9 protein-coding genes, 1 tRNA gene, 3 rRNA genes and 1 pseudogene are annotated in these 16,151 nt (G+C 49.5%); 3 read left to right on the top strand and 11 right to left on the bottom strand.

The features are described from left to right. Positions 1-154 precede the first annotated feature (154 nt). Positions 155-1,525: an amino acid permease gene (locus LJ046_RS09490; protein WP_002880095.1), complete on the top strand. Its 1,371-nt coding sequence runs from the start codon at positions 155-157 to the stop codon at positions 1,523-1,525. 628 nt (positions 1,526-2,153) lie between these two features. Here LJ046_RS09490 and LJ046_RS09505 read toward each other — a convergent pair. The 5 genes from LJ046_RS09505 to LJ046_RS09525 all read right to left on the bottom strand — a co-directional run bounded on the left by LJ046_RS09505 (position 2,154) and on the right by LJ046_RS09525 (position 5,663). Continuing rightward, a complete protein-coding gene (locus LJ046_RS09505; RefSeq protein ID WP_002880094.1) occupies positions 2,154-2,522 on the bottom strand; it encodes a DUF956 family protein in 369 nt (122 codons plus the stop codon). 9 nt (positions 2,523-2,531) lie between these two features. Continuing rightward, positions 2,532-3,446, bottom strand: coding sequence for a PTS system mannose/fructose/sorbose family transporter subunit IID (locus LJ046_RS09510; protein ID WP_002880093.1), 915 nt, complete (start codon positions 3,444-3,446; stop codon positions 2,532-2,534). Positions 3,447-3,474: 28 nt separating this feature from the next. Continuing rightward, a complete protein-coding gene (locus tag LJ046_RS09515; protein ID WP_002880092.1) occupies positions 3,475-4,287 on the bottom strand; it encodes a PTS mannose/fructose/sorbose transporter subunit IIC in 813 nt (270 codons plus the stop codon). A gap of 18 nt (positions 4,288-4,305) precedes the next feature. Continuing rightward, a complete protein-coding gene (locus LJ046_RS09520; RefSeq protein ID WP_002880091.1) occupies positions 4,306-5,307 on the bottom strand; it encodes a PTS sugar transporter subunit IIB in 1,002 nt (333 codons plus the stop codon). A gap of 268 nt (positions 5,308-5,575) precedes the next feature. Next, positions 5,576-5,663, bottom strand: a tRNA-Ser gene (locus tag LJ046_RS09525). Positions 5,664-6,196: 533 nt separating this feature from the next. On the opposite strand from LJ046_RS09525, the gene nhaC reads away from it, so the two are divergent. After that, positions 6,197-7,576 carry a Na+/H+ antiporter NhaC gene (nhaC, locus tag LJ046_RS09530; RefSeq protein ID WP_002880089.1) on the top strand — a complete coding sequence of 460 codons (1,380 nt, stop codon included), beginning with the start codon at positions 6,197-6,199 and terminating at the stop codon, positions 7,574-7,576. A gap of 290 nt (positions 7,577-7,866) precedes the next feature. Here nhaC and rrf read toward each other — a convergent pair. The 5 genes and pseudogenes from rrf to sufC all read right to left on the bottom strand — a co-directional run bounded on the left by rrf (position 7,867) and on the right by sufC (position 14,744). Then, a 5S ribosomal RNA gene (gene rrf / locus LJ046_RS09535) occupies positions 7,867-7,983 on the bottom strand. Between the two features lie 69 nt (positions 7,984-8,052). Beyond that, positions 8,053-10,960, bottom strand: a 23S ribosomal RNA gene (locus tag LJ046_RS09540). A gap of 217 nt (positions 10,961-11,177) precedes the next feature. Next, positions 11,178-12,741 (bottom strand): 16S ribosomal RNA (locus tag LJ046_RS09545). Together the 16S, 23S and 5S rRNA genes form the textbook arrangement of a ribosomal RNA operon. Positions 12,742-13,371: 630 nt before the next feature. After that, a complete protein-coding gene (locus LJ046_RS10520; protein WP_035176414.1) occupies positions 13,372-13,788 on the bottom strand; it encodes a SufD family Fe-S cluster assembly protein in 417 nt (138 codons plus the stop codon). 176 nt (positions 13,789-13,964) lie between these two features. Then, positions 13,965-14,744 (bottom strand): annotated as a pseudogene (gene sufC, locus LJ046_RS09565) (Fe-S cluster assembly ATPase SufC). 210 nt (positions 14,745-14,954) lie between these two features. Here sufC and LJ046_RS09570 point away from each other — a divergent pair. After that, the gene (locus LJ046_RS09570; protein ID WP_035176412.1) at positions 14,955-15,449 is read left to right on the top strand and encodes a GNAT family N-acetyltransferase; all 495 of its coding nucleotides are present in this window, start codon (positions 14,955-14,957) and stop codon (positions 15,447-15,449) included. 212 nt (positions 15,450-15,661) lie between these two features. Here the strand turns inward: LJ046_RS09570 and LJ046_RS09575 are convergent, their stop codons facing one another. Next, the gene (locus tag LJ046_RS09575; RefSeq protein ID WP_002876925.1) at positions 15,662-16,150 is read right to left on the bottom strand and encodes a PTS sugar transporter subunit IIA; all 489 of its coding nucleotides are present in this window, start codon (positions 16,148-16,150) and stop codon (positions 15,662-15,664) included. Position 16,151: the final 1 nt, after the last annotated feature.

Raw genomic sequence — 16,151 nt, forward strand, 5'->3', positions numbered from 1 at the left:
TTTATCCTAATCGTAGATAATCCCAGTCATTTTTGCAAGAGGACAAATTGCCCTATTTCTTAAGATTCCTTTTCCTTATAGACTATTTCCTTAAATTAATTTCACTTTCTGCTAGCTTGTGTTAAAATATTTCATGTAACTCAATGGAGGTCTTATGGAAGAAAAGAAAACACAAAGTACATACAAACGGACACTGACCAATGCCCACATTCAGCTGATTGCCCTAGGCGGGACGATCGGGACCGGCCTCTTTCTTGGGGTCGGCAACAGCATCCAGAAGGCAGGGCCGGCAGTCATCTTGATCTACATCATCGTCGGCCTCTTCCTCTTTATCTTGATGCGGGCCCTGGGTGAACTGATCTTATCTGACTTAAAGAAGCACACCTATATCGAGTTTATTGAAAAATATCTCGGCAAGGACATCGGCAAGGTGACTGGCTATCTTTACTGGCTCAGCTGGCTGATCCTGGCCATGGCGGAAACGACGGCCTTAGGCATCTACTTCAAGTCCTGGCTGCCCAACCTGCCGACCTGGCTACCCGGGGTGCTCTCAGTCGCGGTCCTGCTCTTGATCAACTTGATCTCTACCCGCTTCTTCGGAAACCTGGAGTTTGCCTTCGCTATCATCAAGATTTTGATGATCGTCGGCTTCGTTATCTTCGCGGCCTTCATGCTGCTGAGCTCCGGTTCAACCAAGTACGGCCAGTCCAGCTTTAGCAACCTGTACGCTGACGGCTTTTTCAACAACGGGGCAGGCGGCTTCTTGCAAGGCTTCCAGATGGTTATCTTCTCCTTCATCGGGGTGGAACTGATCGGGCTGACAGCCGCTGAAGCCAAGGATCCGCGCAAGACTATCCGGAGCGCGATCAATGAATTGCCACTGAGAATCATCCTCTTCTACGTTTTGGCAATTATCGGGATTTTGGTGATCCTGCCATGGAACAAGGTTTCAACTTTCAGCTCACCATTCGTCCAAGCTTTGATGGGAGCAGGCTTTAAGGGGGCCGGCAACTTGATCAACTTCGTGGTCATCACGGCAGCTATTTCAGCAACCAACAGCTTCCTCTACAGTGCCGGCCGCCTGCTCTTCTCCGTTACTTTAGGCGGGGAAAGCAAGTGGAGCAAGTTCTTCGGCCAGCTCAACCTCCGGCAATTGCCAATGAGAGGCCTGGTCTTCTCAGCCTTAATCATCATCTGCGCACCTTTGATCACCATGACTATGGGGGACGAAGCCTTCAGCTTCATCTCATCAATGGCAACCAGCATGTTCCTTTTGATCTGGATCATCATGACCTTGACCCACCTGCGCTACCGGCAGGTTACGCCAAAGGACCAGCTACATGAATTCCAACTGCCAGCTTACCCATACCTTGACTACCTGCTCTTGGCCTTCTTCGGTGCCATAGTTATCCTGCTCCTCTTCCTTGATAGCTACCGGGTCCCAATGATCACGGCTTTGATTACCTTCGCTGTCCTCTATGGTTTCAGCAAGGCCTTCAATAAGAAAAAAGAAGCAGCAAAATAATTAATGAGATACAACAAAAGCTGACCGCAAGGTCAGCTTTTTTATGTACTTTAGTATTTCACCAAGAAGAGGCCGTTACGCTTAAACAGCTTATTAACCAGCTTCTTGGACTTCTTAGAAAGCTTATACAGATCAGCATCAATGCCGCTTTCGATCCGGAGCAAGGAATAGAGTGCTTCTTGTCCCTAAAAAGGACATTTACCCAGAGGTAATGGTCTGTCACAATCAACTAACTTCTTGCTGATCTCCAGCAGATCAGCCACAGGCAGCTAGGTCAAGCAAGTCAGGATAAGTTTCTTTAGCCAGATCATGATCCAAAAAATGTGTGTCTCATACTGGCTGACCAGCATTAACAGCAACAGGAGCATTTTGTCCGCGTAGGCTTCGCCAATCGTATGCGACCTCAAGCACTCAAATATCTCAAATTGTCTGGCGGCTCCATTTTTGGAAAACAATCGATATAGTAATTCCTTGGTCCTGGATTGCGGAGCTGATCCACCAGCTTATACGCCTGCTTTGCTTTCATGTCGATCCTCCATTGGCAAAACTCTCTTTTCAGTATAACACGGAGATTTTTAACATTACCGCACAAAAATAAGCCCGGACTTGGTCCGGGCTTATTTCCATTCTATTTCTTTTTGCGAGTAAAGAAGAGCTTGATCGTATCCCAAACTCCCAAAGCCTGCCGCATGTGGTCGGCCGGGACATACTTACGGATCGCCCGCAGAGTCTTCTTCGGATCCTTGGTAATAAAGATGAACTTCCCATCCTTCTTAGTCCGGATCTCAAAGCGGGGAATGTACTTCCCTTTGAAGTGAACGTCCGCGACTACATAAGTTATCTGATCCCAAGGAATCTGGATATAGTCTTCAACATTCTTCTCGTTATAGAATTCAAAAGCTTCATCGCCGATCATGACTTTACCATAGGTAGTCATGGCCCGGAACCAAGTTCCGGATATAGCCAGATCAACGGTCTTATTCATTGATTGAGCCATTTGTTAATCTTACATCAAGCCCCATACGTGGAAGAGGATACCAACAACGAAGATCCCCAAGATGATAACGATTGGAGAAACTTTCTTCTTCAAGAGCCACATGCAAAGGAAGGTAAGCAGCAGACCTGCCAAACCTGGAACCAGCATGTTCAAGTTGTCTTGCAGAGTAGTAACCTTGGTATTAGTCAAGGATAGACCAGCAGCTTGTTCGGTCAAGGCTTCCTTGATACCAGCAGTACCGCTTGGCAGCTTGGTCCAGTCGATGTAACCACCCTTTTGGATTGGCACTTCTGAAACCTTCAGAGTGAAGTTGATGCTTACCCAACGTTCGATCAAGGCACCCAGGACGAACATACCCATCATGGCAGCCCCACGGGTAACCTTCTTCAGCAAACCACCTGAAAGGTCGGAGCTGATAGCGGCACCAGCCTTGTAACCCAATTCTTGAGTGTACCACAAGAAGGCGATACGGATCAGGTTCCAAAGAATGAAGAAGAGGATTGGCCCGAGGATGTTACCGTTGATGGCCATTGAGGCACCAAGGGCACCGAGGATTGGACGAACAGTGTACCAGAAGACTGGGTCACCGACACCGGCCAAAGGCCCCATCATACCAACCTTAACACCTTGGATAGCTTCGTCGTCAACTTCAACGCCATTAGCCTTGTCTTCTTCCAAAGCCAGGGTAACACCAATGATTGGTGAAGCCAAGTAAGGGTGAGTGTTAAAGAAGACTAGGTGACGTTGCAAAGCAGCAGCCATGTCTTCCTTGTTTGGGTACAGCTTTCTTAAAGCTGGGATCATACTGTAGGCCCAACCACCGTTCTGCATTCTTTCGTAGTTCCATGAACCTTGCAGAAATTGTGAGTGCCACATAACGTCCCAACGATCACGCTTTGATAAAGTTACTTTCTTTTCAGTCATGATTTATCTCTCCTTTCTGGCTTGATTTCTAATAGTCATCAATAATGTCGCCCAGCGGGTCACCAGTACCAGCTGCAGCAGCATCGCCAGAGCCTTTGCTTACCTTTTCTTCCAAAGCGAGGTACATCAAGGCCATAGATAAACCAATCGCACCCAAAGCAATCAAAGTCAAGTCCTTAACGCCGGCCAAAGCGAAACCAATGGCGAAGAATGGCCATACTTCACGGCTGGCCATCATGTTGATAACCATAGCGTAACCTACGGCAACAACCATACCACCACCGATGGTCATACCAGCTGACAGCCAGGCTGGCATAGCAGCCAGTGCGCTTCTAACAGTTTCAGTTGGAATAGCAAGCAACAAGACAGCTGGAATAGCAATGCGCAGACCCTGCAAGCAGACAGCGATCCATTGCCATACGTTGATCATGCGCCAGTTACCTTTTTCGGCGTACTTGTCCATGATATGAACGATGGCAGTTGAAATAGTCCGGACCAACATGGTCAAGAATAGACCGGCAACGGCCAAAGTGATGGCCAAGCCAGTGGCAGTCCCGATACCCTTGGTACCTTGACCACCCTTGATCAAAATGATGGCTGAGGCAACAGCGGCCAAAGCTGCGTCAGGTGCGACAGCGGCACCGATGTTGGCCCAACCCAAAGCGATCATTTGCAAAGAACCACCGAGCATAATACCCAAGGTAAGATTGCCAGTAACTAAACCGATTAAAGTACATGCAACCAATGGTTGGTGGAATTCCCATTCATCCAGGATACCTTCCATCCCGGCCAGGAAAGCTACCACAATCACCAGGATGACTTGAATAGCATTTAAGTCCATTTTTAACTCCTTTTCCCACTACTTTTGTTCATCGAGCAGGCTTTGTGCCTTCTTAAGAATTGAATCCATGTTTTCAGGGGTGTCTGAAGGAACCTTGCGGACGTCGAACTTGATGCCCATCTTTTCGAGTTCGCGGAAAGTGTCGACGTCAGTCTGATCCATGGACAGAACGTTGTTGGCGTTAACCTTGCCCTTGCTGTATGACATGGAGCCGACGTTCAAAGTCTTGATGTCTACGCCGTTCTTGATCGTTTGCAAAGCATCTTCTGGGTTTTCAAACAACAAGAAGGCGCGCGTATTACCAAAACGCGGGTCTTCATAGATTTCCTTCATCTTCCACAATGGAACGGTGTGTGCTACCGTACCAGCTGGAGCAGCTTCACGGATCATGCTCTTGCGCAGGTCGTCCTTGGCAACCTTGTCAGAAACCACGATAACCCGGTCTGGGTGAAGTGCTGGAATCCAACCAGTTGCAACTTGACCGTGCAACAAACGTGAGTCAATTCTGGCACCAACGATCTTAATGTGACCGTCGCCCAAAACAGTCCCTTTTGGGATTGCTTCCTTAGGAGCGCCAGCTGCGGCTGCAGGTGCAGCTGCCTTTTCCACTGCAGGCATTAAGCTTTCAGGCTTGGTCTTGATACCATCCTTAGCTGGCTTAATGATCGCAGTCGCGATGTCTTGCGCGGTAGCCTTGTCATTGATCATTCTTTGGGTCAAGGCTTCAACTACCATTGGCAAGTTCAAACCGGAAACGATTGCCCACTTGTCGTGACCGTCGAGCAAACCGTTTGCCTGGTTGAAAGGCGTGCCACCCCACAGGTCAACCAGGAACAAAACTTCTTCCTGGTCTGCAAAAGAAGCAATCGCTTCATTCATCTTACCCTTAATATCATCTGGGCCTTCAGAAGGCTTCAGAATGACATGGGCAAAATTGTCTTGTGGGCCAAAGAGCATTTGCGCGGATTCGGCAATACCGTCCGCGAAACCGCCATGGCTAGCTAAAACAATTCCTACCATGATATTTCCTCCTCAAAAACTTCGGTACGTTCCTATTATACAATAAAAAGCGCTTACGTGGAGCACTTTCTTGAAACCTTTTTCAACTTTTTCGTTAATTTTATCTCTATGACTGAAAATGCATTACAATAACGCAAAAAGAGGCCCAAAAATTGCATTTTTGCGAAAAATACCAGTTTTAATTAAGAAAAGAAAAATACTTATTAGCTGAAAAAAAGCGGCTGATTCAGTCAAATCAGTCGCTTGTCTTATATATTTGTTGTTATAACGGAGTAGCAGAGATTCGAACTCTGGCGTCGGTTTCCCGACCTACACCCTTAGCAAGGGCGCCTCTTCAGCCACTTGAGTACTACTCCAAGTCATGTACATTAATATTAGCAAACTTTTCCGGGTCCGTCAAACCCTTTTGAGAGATTTTTTCTGCTTTTTTGCGTCTTTTTCCTCCAAAACAGACGATATCTGCAAATCAATTGAAAGCCGGTCTCACTTTTCATCGTTTTTGGCTATTGTCTTCCCGCCTGCTTAAAAAAGAATTAGCAAAAGCGTTGCTTAACAAAGCTCATAATGTTATAGTAGGAAACATAAAAATTCGAGTGATCTTTTAGTAGCAGCCAGGCTCAGCGCTCAGAAAACCGGTGGTTGATGCGAACCGGACAGGCCTGGAGCAGCAAATTACGGGATCAAGCAACTCGACCGGTCCAGCCCCGTTACGGCTAAAGTAAGTGCAGCATGCTGCAAAGTTGGGTGGTACCGTGCCTATAAGCGCCCCAGCCTGAGTCAACCGACTCGGCTGGGGCTTTTTGTTTGCAGAAAGGAGAAATATGAAGCGATATCAAGTCTTGGTTTAAACTGGCAAAAGCAAATACAGATTTAACTAAGGAACAAACACATGAAAAAACAAATCAGTTTTAAAGAAGCAGTAACTATTCTTATTTTGCTGCTGGTCATGCTGGGCTGGGGCGTCATCGGCTTTGGCATGTCCCCGCAGATCCCGGTCTTGACTGTCATCGCCTTGCTCATCTTCTGGCTGCAGATCCGCGGCTTTGAGTGGGAAGAAGTCATGAAGGGGATCAGCCAGGGGATTTCCACGGCCATTGTCCCGATCTTTCTCTTCCTTTTAATTGGGACCTTGATTGCTGTCTGGATCCAGGCCGGGATTATTCCATTCTTGATGGTCCTGGGCTTTCATATGATCAGCAGCCACTTCTTCGTTCCCTCGGTCTTCCTGGTCTGCTCTTTGGTCGGCCTAGCCATCGGGTCCGGCTTTACGACCGTGTCCACCGTCGGGATCGCCCTCTTTGGGATGGGGAGCACTTTAGACATCAACCCGGCTTTGACAGCTGGGGCGATTATCTCCGGCGCCGTCTTCGGCGACAAGATGTCCCCTCTGTCTGACTCAACCAACCTGGCTTCCGCGGTAGCTGAAACTGACCTCTTTGAGCATATCAAGAATATGATGTGGTCAACCATTCCCGCCTTTATCGGCTCTTTGCTCTTTTTCTTCTTCCTGGGCCAGAGCAATAAGGCAACTTCCTTATCCGGCATCGCTGCCGTAGAAAGCAGCCTCCGCCAAAACTTCTCAGTTTCCTTCTGGTCAGCCTTGCCGATCATCTTGATGTTCGCCTGCGCCTGGAAAAAGGTGCCAGCCATTCAAACGCTTTTTGCCAACATCTTCTTGTCCGTTGCCATAATTTTTGTCCAAAATCCGGGCTTCAAGATGCAAAAGCTGGCAACGCTGATTGAATCCGGCTACGTTTCAAATTCCGGCAACAAGACCGTTGACGCCCTCTTGACCCGGGGCGGGATCTCCAGCATGATGGGGACTGTTTCCTTGATCATCATGACCCTGGCCCTGGGCGGAATCTTGATGCACCTGGGCATTATCGACAGCGCCATGAAGCCTCTGGTTGAACGCCTTAAGAAGCCGGGTCGGCTGATCTTGACGACAATCATGGCCGGGATTGGGATCAACCTCTTCGTCGGTGAACAATACCTGTCCGTTATCCTGCCGGCCAACGCCTTTAAGCCTGCTTACAAGCGGATCGGTCTTGACCCCCTGGCCCTCAGCCGGGCCCTGGAAGACGGGGGCAGCGTCATCAACTACTTGATCCCTTGGGGGGTGGCTGGTTCCTTTGTGGCTTCAGCCTTAGGCGTACCAGTTCTGGACTTCCTCCCCTTCACCATGTTCAGCCTCCTGTCACCTGTCTTCTCTATCCTCAGCGGCTTTACCGGCATCGGTCTGAAGTGGAAGCAGGAAAAAGTGGCTTAAGCCTTATCCTGTTCTCTTAAATTATGAATTAAAGAAGCCTGTTTCCAGCTGGAGACAGGCTTTTAGTGTGGCCAAAGGAGATAAGCAAGTATCCTGTTAGTCTCTCCTCCCTTTCAGCGCTGTAGAAAATGCCTTAAGTAGATGGGCCATAAGCAACTAACAGCAGGTAAGAGAGGGGATTACAGGCGATTAGCAGTAAACAGATAAATAGAGAGTAAAGATTTGCTGATAAATAGCAAGAAACACAATAGAAAACAAAAAGAGCCAGACTTCCGTCTGACTCTTGATTCGCGCGGCAGCTTCCTATCCTCGCAGGCAGTTTCCCACCAACTACTTTCGGCGTTAAGAAGCTTAACTACTGTGTTCGGCATGGGAACAGGTGTATCCTTCTTGCTATTGCCACCGCACTCTTGCTTGAGCTTGCACGCTCAAAACTGAATATCTCTTCCAAGTCAAAACCTCATTGCTTTGCTCTTTTGGTCAAGTCCTCGACTGATTAGTACCGGTCTGCTCCAAGCCTCACGGCTCTTCCACTCCCGGCCTATCTACCTCATCGTCTCTGAGGTGTCTTACTTTCTTGAAGAAATGGGAAATCTCATCTTGAGGGGGGCTTCGCACTTAGATGCTTTCAGCGCTTATCCCGTCCGCACATAGCTACCCAGCGATGCCTTTGGCAAGACAACTGGTACACCAGCGGTGCGTCCATCCCGGTCCTCTCGTACTAAGGACAGCTCCTCTCAAATTTCCTGCGCCCACGACGGATAGGGACCGAACTGTCTCACGACGTTCTGAACCCAGCTCGCGTGCCGCTTTAATGGGCGAACAGCCCAACCCTTGGGACCAACTTCAGCCCCAGGATGCGACGAGCCGACATCGAGGTGCCAAACCTCCCCGTCGATGTGAACTCTTGGGGGAGATAAGCCTGTTATCCCCAGGGTAGCTTTTATCCGTTGAGTGATGGCCCTTCCATGCGGTACCACCAGATCACTAAGCCCTACTTTCGTACCTGCTCGAGTTGTCTCTCTCGCAGTCAAGCTCCCTTTTGCCTTTACACTCTGCGAATGATTTCCAACCATTCTGAGGGAACCTTTGGGCGCCTCCGTTACACTTTAGGAGGCGACCGCCCCAGTCAAACTGCCCGTCAAACACTGTCCTCGGCCTGGATCACAGGCCTGAGTTAGAGCATCCGTCAAGCAAGGGTAGTATCCCACCAGCGCCTCTGATAAGACTGGCGTCCTATCTTCTCCGGCTCCTACCTATCCTGTACATGCTTGACAGATACCCAATATTAAACTGCAGTAAAGCTCCATGGGGTCTTTCCGTCCTGTCGCGGGTAACCCGCATCTTCACGGGTATTATAATTTCACCGAGTCTCTCGTTGAGACAGTGCCCAAATCATTACACCTTTCGTGCAGGTCGGAACTTACCCGACAAGGAATTTCGCTACCTTAGGACCGTTATAGTTACGGCCGCCGTTTACTGGGGCTTCAATTCAAACCTTCGCTTGCGCTAAGCTCTCCTCTTAACCTTCCAGCACCGGGCAGGTGTCAGCACCTATACTTCATCTTACGATTTTGCAGATGCCTGTGTTTTTGATAAACAGTTGCTTGGGCCTTTTCACTGCGGCTGATCTTGCGACCAGCGCCCCTTCTCCCGAAGTTACGGGGCCATTTTGCCGAGTTCCTTAACGAGAGTTCTCTCGCTCACCTGAGGATACTCTCCTCGACTACCTGTGTCGGTTTGCGGTACGGGTGCACCGTTTCTGGCTAGAAGCTTTTCTCGGCAGTGTGACGTCGCAGCCTTCGCTACTTTAATTTCGCTCCTCATCACGCCTTGTCCTTATGAAAGCAAGCATTTGACTCACTCTCAGACTTGACGCTTGAACGTGGTATCCAGCACCACGCGCTGCTAGCCTCCTGCGTCCCTCCATCGCTCATAACGATTCGGTGCAGTACAGGAATTTCAACCTGTTGTCCATCGACTACGCCTCTCGGCCTCGCCTTAGGTCCCGACTTACCCTGGGCGGACGAGCCTGCCCCAGGAAACCTTAGTCTTGCGGCGGACAGGATTCTCACCTGTCTTTCGTTACTCATACCGGCATTCTCACTTCTAGAAGCTCCACATGTCCTCTCGGTCATGCTTCACCGCCGCTAGAACGCTCTCCTACCACGTGCATAAATGCACATCCACAGTTTCGGTATCATGCTTAGCCCCGGTAAATTTTCGGCGCGGCGTCACTCGACTAGTGAGCTATTACGCACTCTTTGAATGATGGCTGCTTCTGAGCCAACGTCCTAGTTGTCTGCGCAACTCCACATCCTTTTCCACTTAGCATGAATTTTGGGACCTTAACTGGTGATCTGGGCTGTTTCCCTTTCGACTACGGATCTTATCACTCGTAGTCTGACTCCCGCACATAAATGTCTGGAATTCGTAGTTTATCTGAATTCAGTAACCCTTGACGGGCCCCTAGTCCAAACAGAGCTCTACCTCCAGCATCCTCTTTGCGAGGCTAGCCCTAAAGCTATTTCGGAGAGAACCAGCTATCTCCAAGTTCGTTTGGAATTTCACCGCTACCCACAACTCATCCCCGCAATTTTCAACTTACGTGGGTTCGGTCCTCCAGCGCGTTTTACCGCGCCTTCAACCTGGTCATGGGTAGGTCACTTGGTTTCGGGTCTGCGTCAGCCAACTGCTCGCCCTATTCAGACTCGCTTTCGCTGCGGCTCCGTCTTTTCTGACTTAACCTTGCTGACTAACGCAACTCGCCGGTTCATTCTACAAAAGGCACGCCATTACCCGTTAACGGGCTCTGACTACTTGTAGGCACACGGTTTCAGGTTCTCTTTCACTCCCCTCCCGGGGTTCTTTTCACCTTTCCCTCACGGTACTGGTTCACTATCGGTCACTGGTTAGTATTTAGCCTTGCGAGATGGTCCTCGCGGATTCAAGCGGGATTTCACGTGTCCCGCCCTACTCAGGATACTGATAGGCCTTCTTTGGATTTCGCTTACGGGGCTCTCACCCTCTCTGGCGCGTTTTCCCAAACGCTTCTGCTATCCTCTGAAGTGCCATGTCTCAGTCCTACAACCCCGGCAGATAAATCTGCCGGTTTGGGCTCTTTCCTGTTCGCTCGCCGCTACTTGGGAAATCGATATTTCTTTCTCTTCCTGCAGCTACTTAGATGTTTCAGTTCGCTGCGTGTTCCTTCCTTAAGCTATGTATTCACTTAAGGATAGCATGTCTGCACATGCTGGGTTCCCCCATTCGGAGACCTCCGGATCAAAGCCTACTTACGGCTCCCCGAAGACTTTCGCGGTTAGTTGCGTCCTTCATCGGCTTCCAGTGCCAAGGCATTCACCGTGCGCCCTTCTTCACTTGACCTTGCAAGTTTGTTCTTTCGAACTCTCTCGGTCGCTTTGCAATGTTTTCATTGTTCTCAATGATTCTCGGTTTTTTCTTGGAATTAAGATATTCAGTTTTCAACGTACAAGTGAGAGCTGATACTCTCAAAACTGAACAAAGTTTCTTTTGCAGTGTGCTTCCGTAACTGGTGGACTTCTTTTAGCATTTCTGCTCTCCATCCATCCGTTTTCCTTAGAAAGGAGGTGATCCAGCCGCAGGTTCTCCTACGGCTACCTTGTTACGACTTCACCCCAGTCATCTGCCCTGCCTTAGGCGGCTGACTCCTATAAAGGTTATCCCACCGACTTTGGGCATTGCAGACTTCCATGGTGTGACGGGCGGTGTGTACAAGGCCCGGGAACGTATTCACCGCGGCGTGCTGATCCGCGATTACTAGCGATTCCAGCTTCGTGCAGGCGAGTTGCAGCCTGCAGTCCGAACTGAGAACAGCTTTAAGAGATCCGCTTACCCTCGCGGGTTTGCTTCTCGTTGTACTGCCCATTGTAGCACGTGTGTAGCCCAGGTCATAAGGGGCATGATGACTTGACGTCATCCCCACCTTCCTCCGGTTTGTCACCGGCAGTCTCTTTAGAGTGCCCAACTTAATGATGGCAACTAAAGACAAGGGTTGCGCTCGTTGCGGGACTTAACCCAACATCTCACGACACGAGCTGACGACAGCCATGCACCACCTGTCTCTGCGTCCCCGAAGGGAACCACCTATCTCTAGGTGTAGCGCAGGATGTCAAGACCTGGTAAGGTTCTTCGCGTTGCTTCGAATTAAACCACATGCTCCACCGCTTGTGCGGGCCCCCGTCAATTCCTTTGAGTTTCAACCTTGCGGTCGTACTCCCCAGGCGGAGCGCTTAATGCGTTTGCTGCGGCACTGAGGACCGGAAAGTCCCCAACACCTAGCGCTCATCGTTTACGGCATGGACTACCAGGGTATCTAATCCTGTTCGCTACCCATGCTTTCGAGCCTCAGCGTCAGTTGCAGACCAGAGAGCCGCCTTCGCCACTGGTGTTCTTCCATATATCTACGCATTCCACCGCTACACATGGAGTTCCACTCTCCTCTTCTGCACTCAAGAATGACAGTTTCCGATGCAGTTCCACGGTTGAGCCGTGGGCTTTCACATCAGACTTATCATTCCGCCTGCGCTCGCTTTACGCCCAATAAATCCGGACAACGCTTGCCACCTACGTATTACCGCGGCTGCTGGCACGTAGTTAGCCGTGACTTTCTGGTTGATTACCGTCAAATAAAGACCAGTTACTGCCTCTATCCTTCTTCACCAACAACAGAGCTTTACGATCCGAAGACCTTCTTCACTCACGCGGCGTTGCTCCATCAGACTTGCGTCCATTGTGGAAGATTCCCTACTGCTGCCTCCCGTAGGAGTTTGGGCCGTGTCTCAGTCCCAATGTGGCCGATCAGTCTCTCAACTCGGCTACGCATCATTGCCTTGGTAGGCCTTTACCCCACCAACTAGCTAATGCGCCGCGGGCTCATCCTAAAGTGACAGCTTGCGCCGCCTTTCAAACTTGAATCATGCGATTCATGTTGTTATCCGGTATTAGCACCTGTTTCCAAGTGGTATCCCAGTCTTTAGGGCAGATTGCCCACGTGTTACTCACCCATCCGCCGCTAGCGTCCAACAAATCACCCCGAAGGGATCTTTGAATTCAGCTCGCTCGACTTGCATGTATTAGGCACGCCGCCAGCGTTCGTCCTGAGCCAGGATCAAACTCTCAATTTGAAAATTGAGTCTTTTTAATCTGCTCCAGATTATTTGCTTGCGAATTGACTTCGCTTATTTGTTTGGATCAAACATTGTTTGACCCGCACACTGCGAAACTTTGTTCAGTTTTCAAAGTACCAACTTGCGTCTTAGTGACGCAACGTTTTATATCTTACTCGCTTGTTGACTTCTTGTCAACAAGTTTTTGATATTTTCTTTTTCGTGTCTCCGGCGAATTCCTTCTTCGCCGCGACAACAAATATTAGTATACTCGTTATTGTTGAAAGGTCAAATCCACCTTTTCATTCGCTTTATCATGGGTACAGCCGGCAGAGTTGTAATATTTTGCCTTGCCGCTTCTGCTTCTCTTATTCTGCTTTATCTTTCTTTTTAATTCTTCAATGAATTCCTCGTTCGTTTTTTGCCCTTTTTGCCGGGAAAAATAATTTTGTTTTTGGTTTTTTATCTGCTCTTTTATCTCCTCTTTTGCCTTTCGCTGCTTGTCTGTATCTCTTATAAGAAGAGCTTTGAAAATAAAGTCGTCGTGCTATTTGGCTGTTGGCAGCCCTTTCCCTCACTTTTTCTTCCCTGGTACAGTTATCAAATCCTTTTCATTTTTCACATAATTTTTCTTGTGTTCCTTATGTCCTATATTCCATTTTGGACTATTGTTTTTGTTTTTTTAGAAAGGCTGATCCAACTTCCATGATCAAAACCCGTCTTATCAAGCAGCTGGGCTCTTCCAGCCGCTACCTCAGCCAATTCGCCTATGCCTTTCTGGCTCCCTTGACCCTGTTTGCCGTCTTGGTCAAAATCGACGCCCCGGCCAGCATCTTCCTTTTTTGTGCCGTGCCCGTGATCCCCATCGTCATCATGGTCGTCATGCTGGTCGCCGATAGTAATGGCGATCACGTTCATCTCGGCTCTGGCTCCCTGCACGTAAAGGTCAGAGTCATAGTCAGACAGAATCTTCCCGTCGCTCAGCATCCCCATGGCCCAGTCCAACTTGGCGTCCCGGCCGACCCAGGCTACCCGCTTTAAGTAGGCGGTCGTGTTTTTGCCCAAAATTCTGACCCAGCTTCAATGGAAAAAGCTTCCCTATTTTGCAAGGGCCGGGTCAAAGACAGGGGTCAGGCCCGGTAGTCCGCCTTGGCAACGTCGGACCTAGGCAAGTCCGGCAAAGCGGCAGAGGCTTCTGACCGCATTTTTGCAAACCATGCTTGTGCGGTCATGCTTCCTCCTTAAACGTCTTCATCCGTCAGTTCAATCTCCAGGCCCAGCTCGTCGCGCAGCTTGGTGTAGCCTCCCTTTTCCAGGCGCTTGGCCAGGTCCGGCCCGCCTTCAGCCACGACCCGGCCGCCCATCATAACGTGGACCTTGCTAGGCACAACGTAGTCCAAAAGGCGCTGGTAGTGGGTGATCATCAAGGCGCCGAAGTCTGGCCCCCGCAGGTCATTAACCCCTTTAGAGACCACCTTCAAAGCATCAATGTCTAGGCCGGAGTCGATTTCGTCTAAAATCGCGAACTTGGGCTTGATCATCAGCATCTGTTAGATCTCGTTACGCTTCTTTCCCCACCGGAAAAGCCCTGGTTCAAGTAGCGCTGGGCCATTTCGGCCTTCATGTCCAAAAAGTCCATCTTTTCATACAGTTCCTGGAGGAATTCCCGGGCCGGGACTGGATCGCCTTCCGGCCGGTGGGCGTTCAAAGCCCCCCCGGATGAATTCAGCGTTGCTGACGCCAGGGATTTCAGCCGGGTACTGCATGGCCAAAAAGAGGCCGGCTCGGGCCCGGTCGTCAACTGGCAAATCCAGCAGCTCTTGCCCATCCAGCTTGACCGACCCCTGGGTTACCTTATATGCCGGGTTGCCCATAATGGCTTCTGACAGGGTCGACTTCCCCGTCCCATTTGGTCCCATAATGGCATGGATCTCCCCGGTTTTCAGCTGCAAGTTAACCCCTTTGAGAATCTCCTTGCCGGCAATTTCTACGTGCAAATCAGTAATTGTTAACTCTGACATGACTCACCTCAACTAGTTATCTACAAAATTTAGTGTCACGTTTATTTACAGCACACAAGGCCTAGTGGTTATAGAGGACGAAAGGAGAAATATGCGATTTTTTAAAAGATCGCAAATCACCAGAAAAATATCTGAAAACTTCAGAAAATAAGTAAGTAATTTGACAAATCATTCTAGCCTGCTACACTGACTAAACATAATCAACTAGTTATGGAAAGGATCCTGTTAACCGTGAAAAAAAGTCAGAAAAACGATTTCAGCAAAGAAATTCAAGTCAAACATTTTAACGAGCTCTCTGCCCGGGAGGTCTTCTGCCTGTCCAGAATCCGCGATGACGTTTTCGTTGCCGAGCAGGAAATCACGGTTCCTGAACTGGACGACCAGGACCTTTCTGCCTACCATGTCTTTCTTTTAAATGAAGACCAAAGCAATGCCCTGGCGGCCGCCCGCTTCTTCAGCGAAGAAGGCCGTTTCTACATCGGCCGGGTCGCCGTGCAAAAGACTGCCCGCCACCGCGGGATTGCCAGCCAGCTGTTAGGCGCCATTGAAAACTACGTTTTGGCAAATAACTTAACCAAAGAACTTTATCTGCACGCCCAAGCCAGTGCCCGGGACTTCTACCTGGCCAATGGCTACCACGATGTCGGCCCCGTCTTCATGGAAGCCGGCATCCCCCACCAAATGATGGCTAAAAGCCTCGCCTAAGCAGCCGCAAGGCTGCTTTTTTCATGCAAAAAACTGCCCCGGGAAAGGTCCCGGAGCAGTCTGGCGATTTGTGAGTTAGTAAAGAAAGTTTTTTAAAGTCTGGCGATTTGTGAGTTAGTAAAGAAAGTTTTTTAAAATAGAGGAGTAAAAGTATAAAGTAAAAGTTTTGGATTAAAGAGTAATGTTAAAAATGGTAAAAATCATCACGCGCTTTAGTTAAAGGCAATTTCCTGTGCGTCGTCGCCCGCCTCTACAGGGCGCGGGTCGACATCCTTAACTTCTTTAAGCAGGTCCATGTTAGTGTAAACCACCATGACCGTGTTGTCCAGGCCGTGGTCAGCCACGTCGGCTATGTCCATTTCTGCCAGCTTGTCGCCAGCCTTGACTGAATCGCCTTGCTCAACGAAGAGCTTGAAGGGTTCCCCCTTCAGTTCCACCGTGTCGATCCCCAAGTGGATCAAGACTTCCAGCCCTTCGGCCGTCTTGATGCCGATAGCGTGCTTGGTCGGGAACAGGGTGGTAATGGTCCCGGAAACCGGGGCAACTACTTCCTGGCCGGTCGGCTTAACGGCAAAACCGTCGCCCAGCATCTTTTGGGAGAAGACGTCATCGCTGACTTCGGACAGGGGAATCAGATTGCCCTTGATGGGCGCCTTGACTTCATTGCCTTTTGACTTGGACTTTTTAAAGAAATTAAACATG

Origin of the sequence: Lactobacillus delbrueckii subsp. jakobsenii ZN7a-9 = DSM 26046 (genome assembly GCF_001888925.1) — a bacterium.
GTDB classification, from domain to species: Bacteria; Bacillota; Bacilli; order Lactobacillales; family Lactobacillaceae; genus Lactobacillus; species Lactobacillus delbrueckii.

What these genes read in the sequence shown, in the direction of transcription:
- LJ046_RS09505 (WP_002880094.1), bottom strand. Translation starts at nt 2,522, where the DNA reads ATGGCTCAATCAATGAATAAGACCGTTGATCTGGCTATATCCGGAACT.
- nhaC (WP_002880089.1), top strand. Translation starts at nt 6,197, where the DNA reads ATGAAAAAACAAATCAGTTTTAAAGAAGCAGTAACTATTCTTATTTTG.
- LJ046_RS09515 (WP_002880092.1), bottom strand. Translation starts at nt 4,287, where the DNA reads ATGGACTTAAATGCTATTCAAGTCATCCTGGTGATTGTGGTAGCTTTC.
- LJ046_RS09570 (WP_035176412.1), top strand. Translation starts at nt 14,955, where the DNA reads ATGGAAAGGATCCTGTTAACCGTGAAAAAAAGTCAGAAAAACGATTTC.
- LJ046_RS09510 (WP_002880093.1), bottom strand. Translation starts at nt 3,446, where the DNA reads ATGACTGAAAAGAAAGTAACTTTATCAAAGCGTGATCGTTGGGACGTT.
- LJ046_RS09575 (WP_002876925.1), bottom strand. Translation starts at nt 16,150, where the DNA reads ATGTTTAATTTCTTTAAAAAGTCCAAGTCAAAAGGCAATGAAGTCAAG.
- LJ046_RS09490 (WP_002880095.1), top strand. Translation starts at nt 155, where the DNA reads ATGGAAGAAAAGAAAACACAAAGTACATACAAACGGACACTGACCAAT.
- LJ046_RS09520 (WP_002880091.1), bottom strand. Translation starts at nt 5,307, where the DNA reads ATGGTAGGAATTGTTTTAGCTAGCCATGGCGGTTTCGCGGACGGTATT.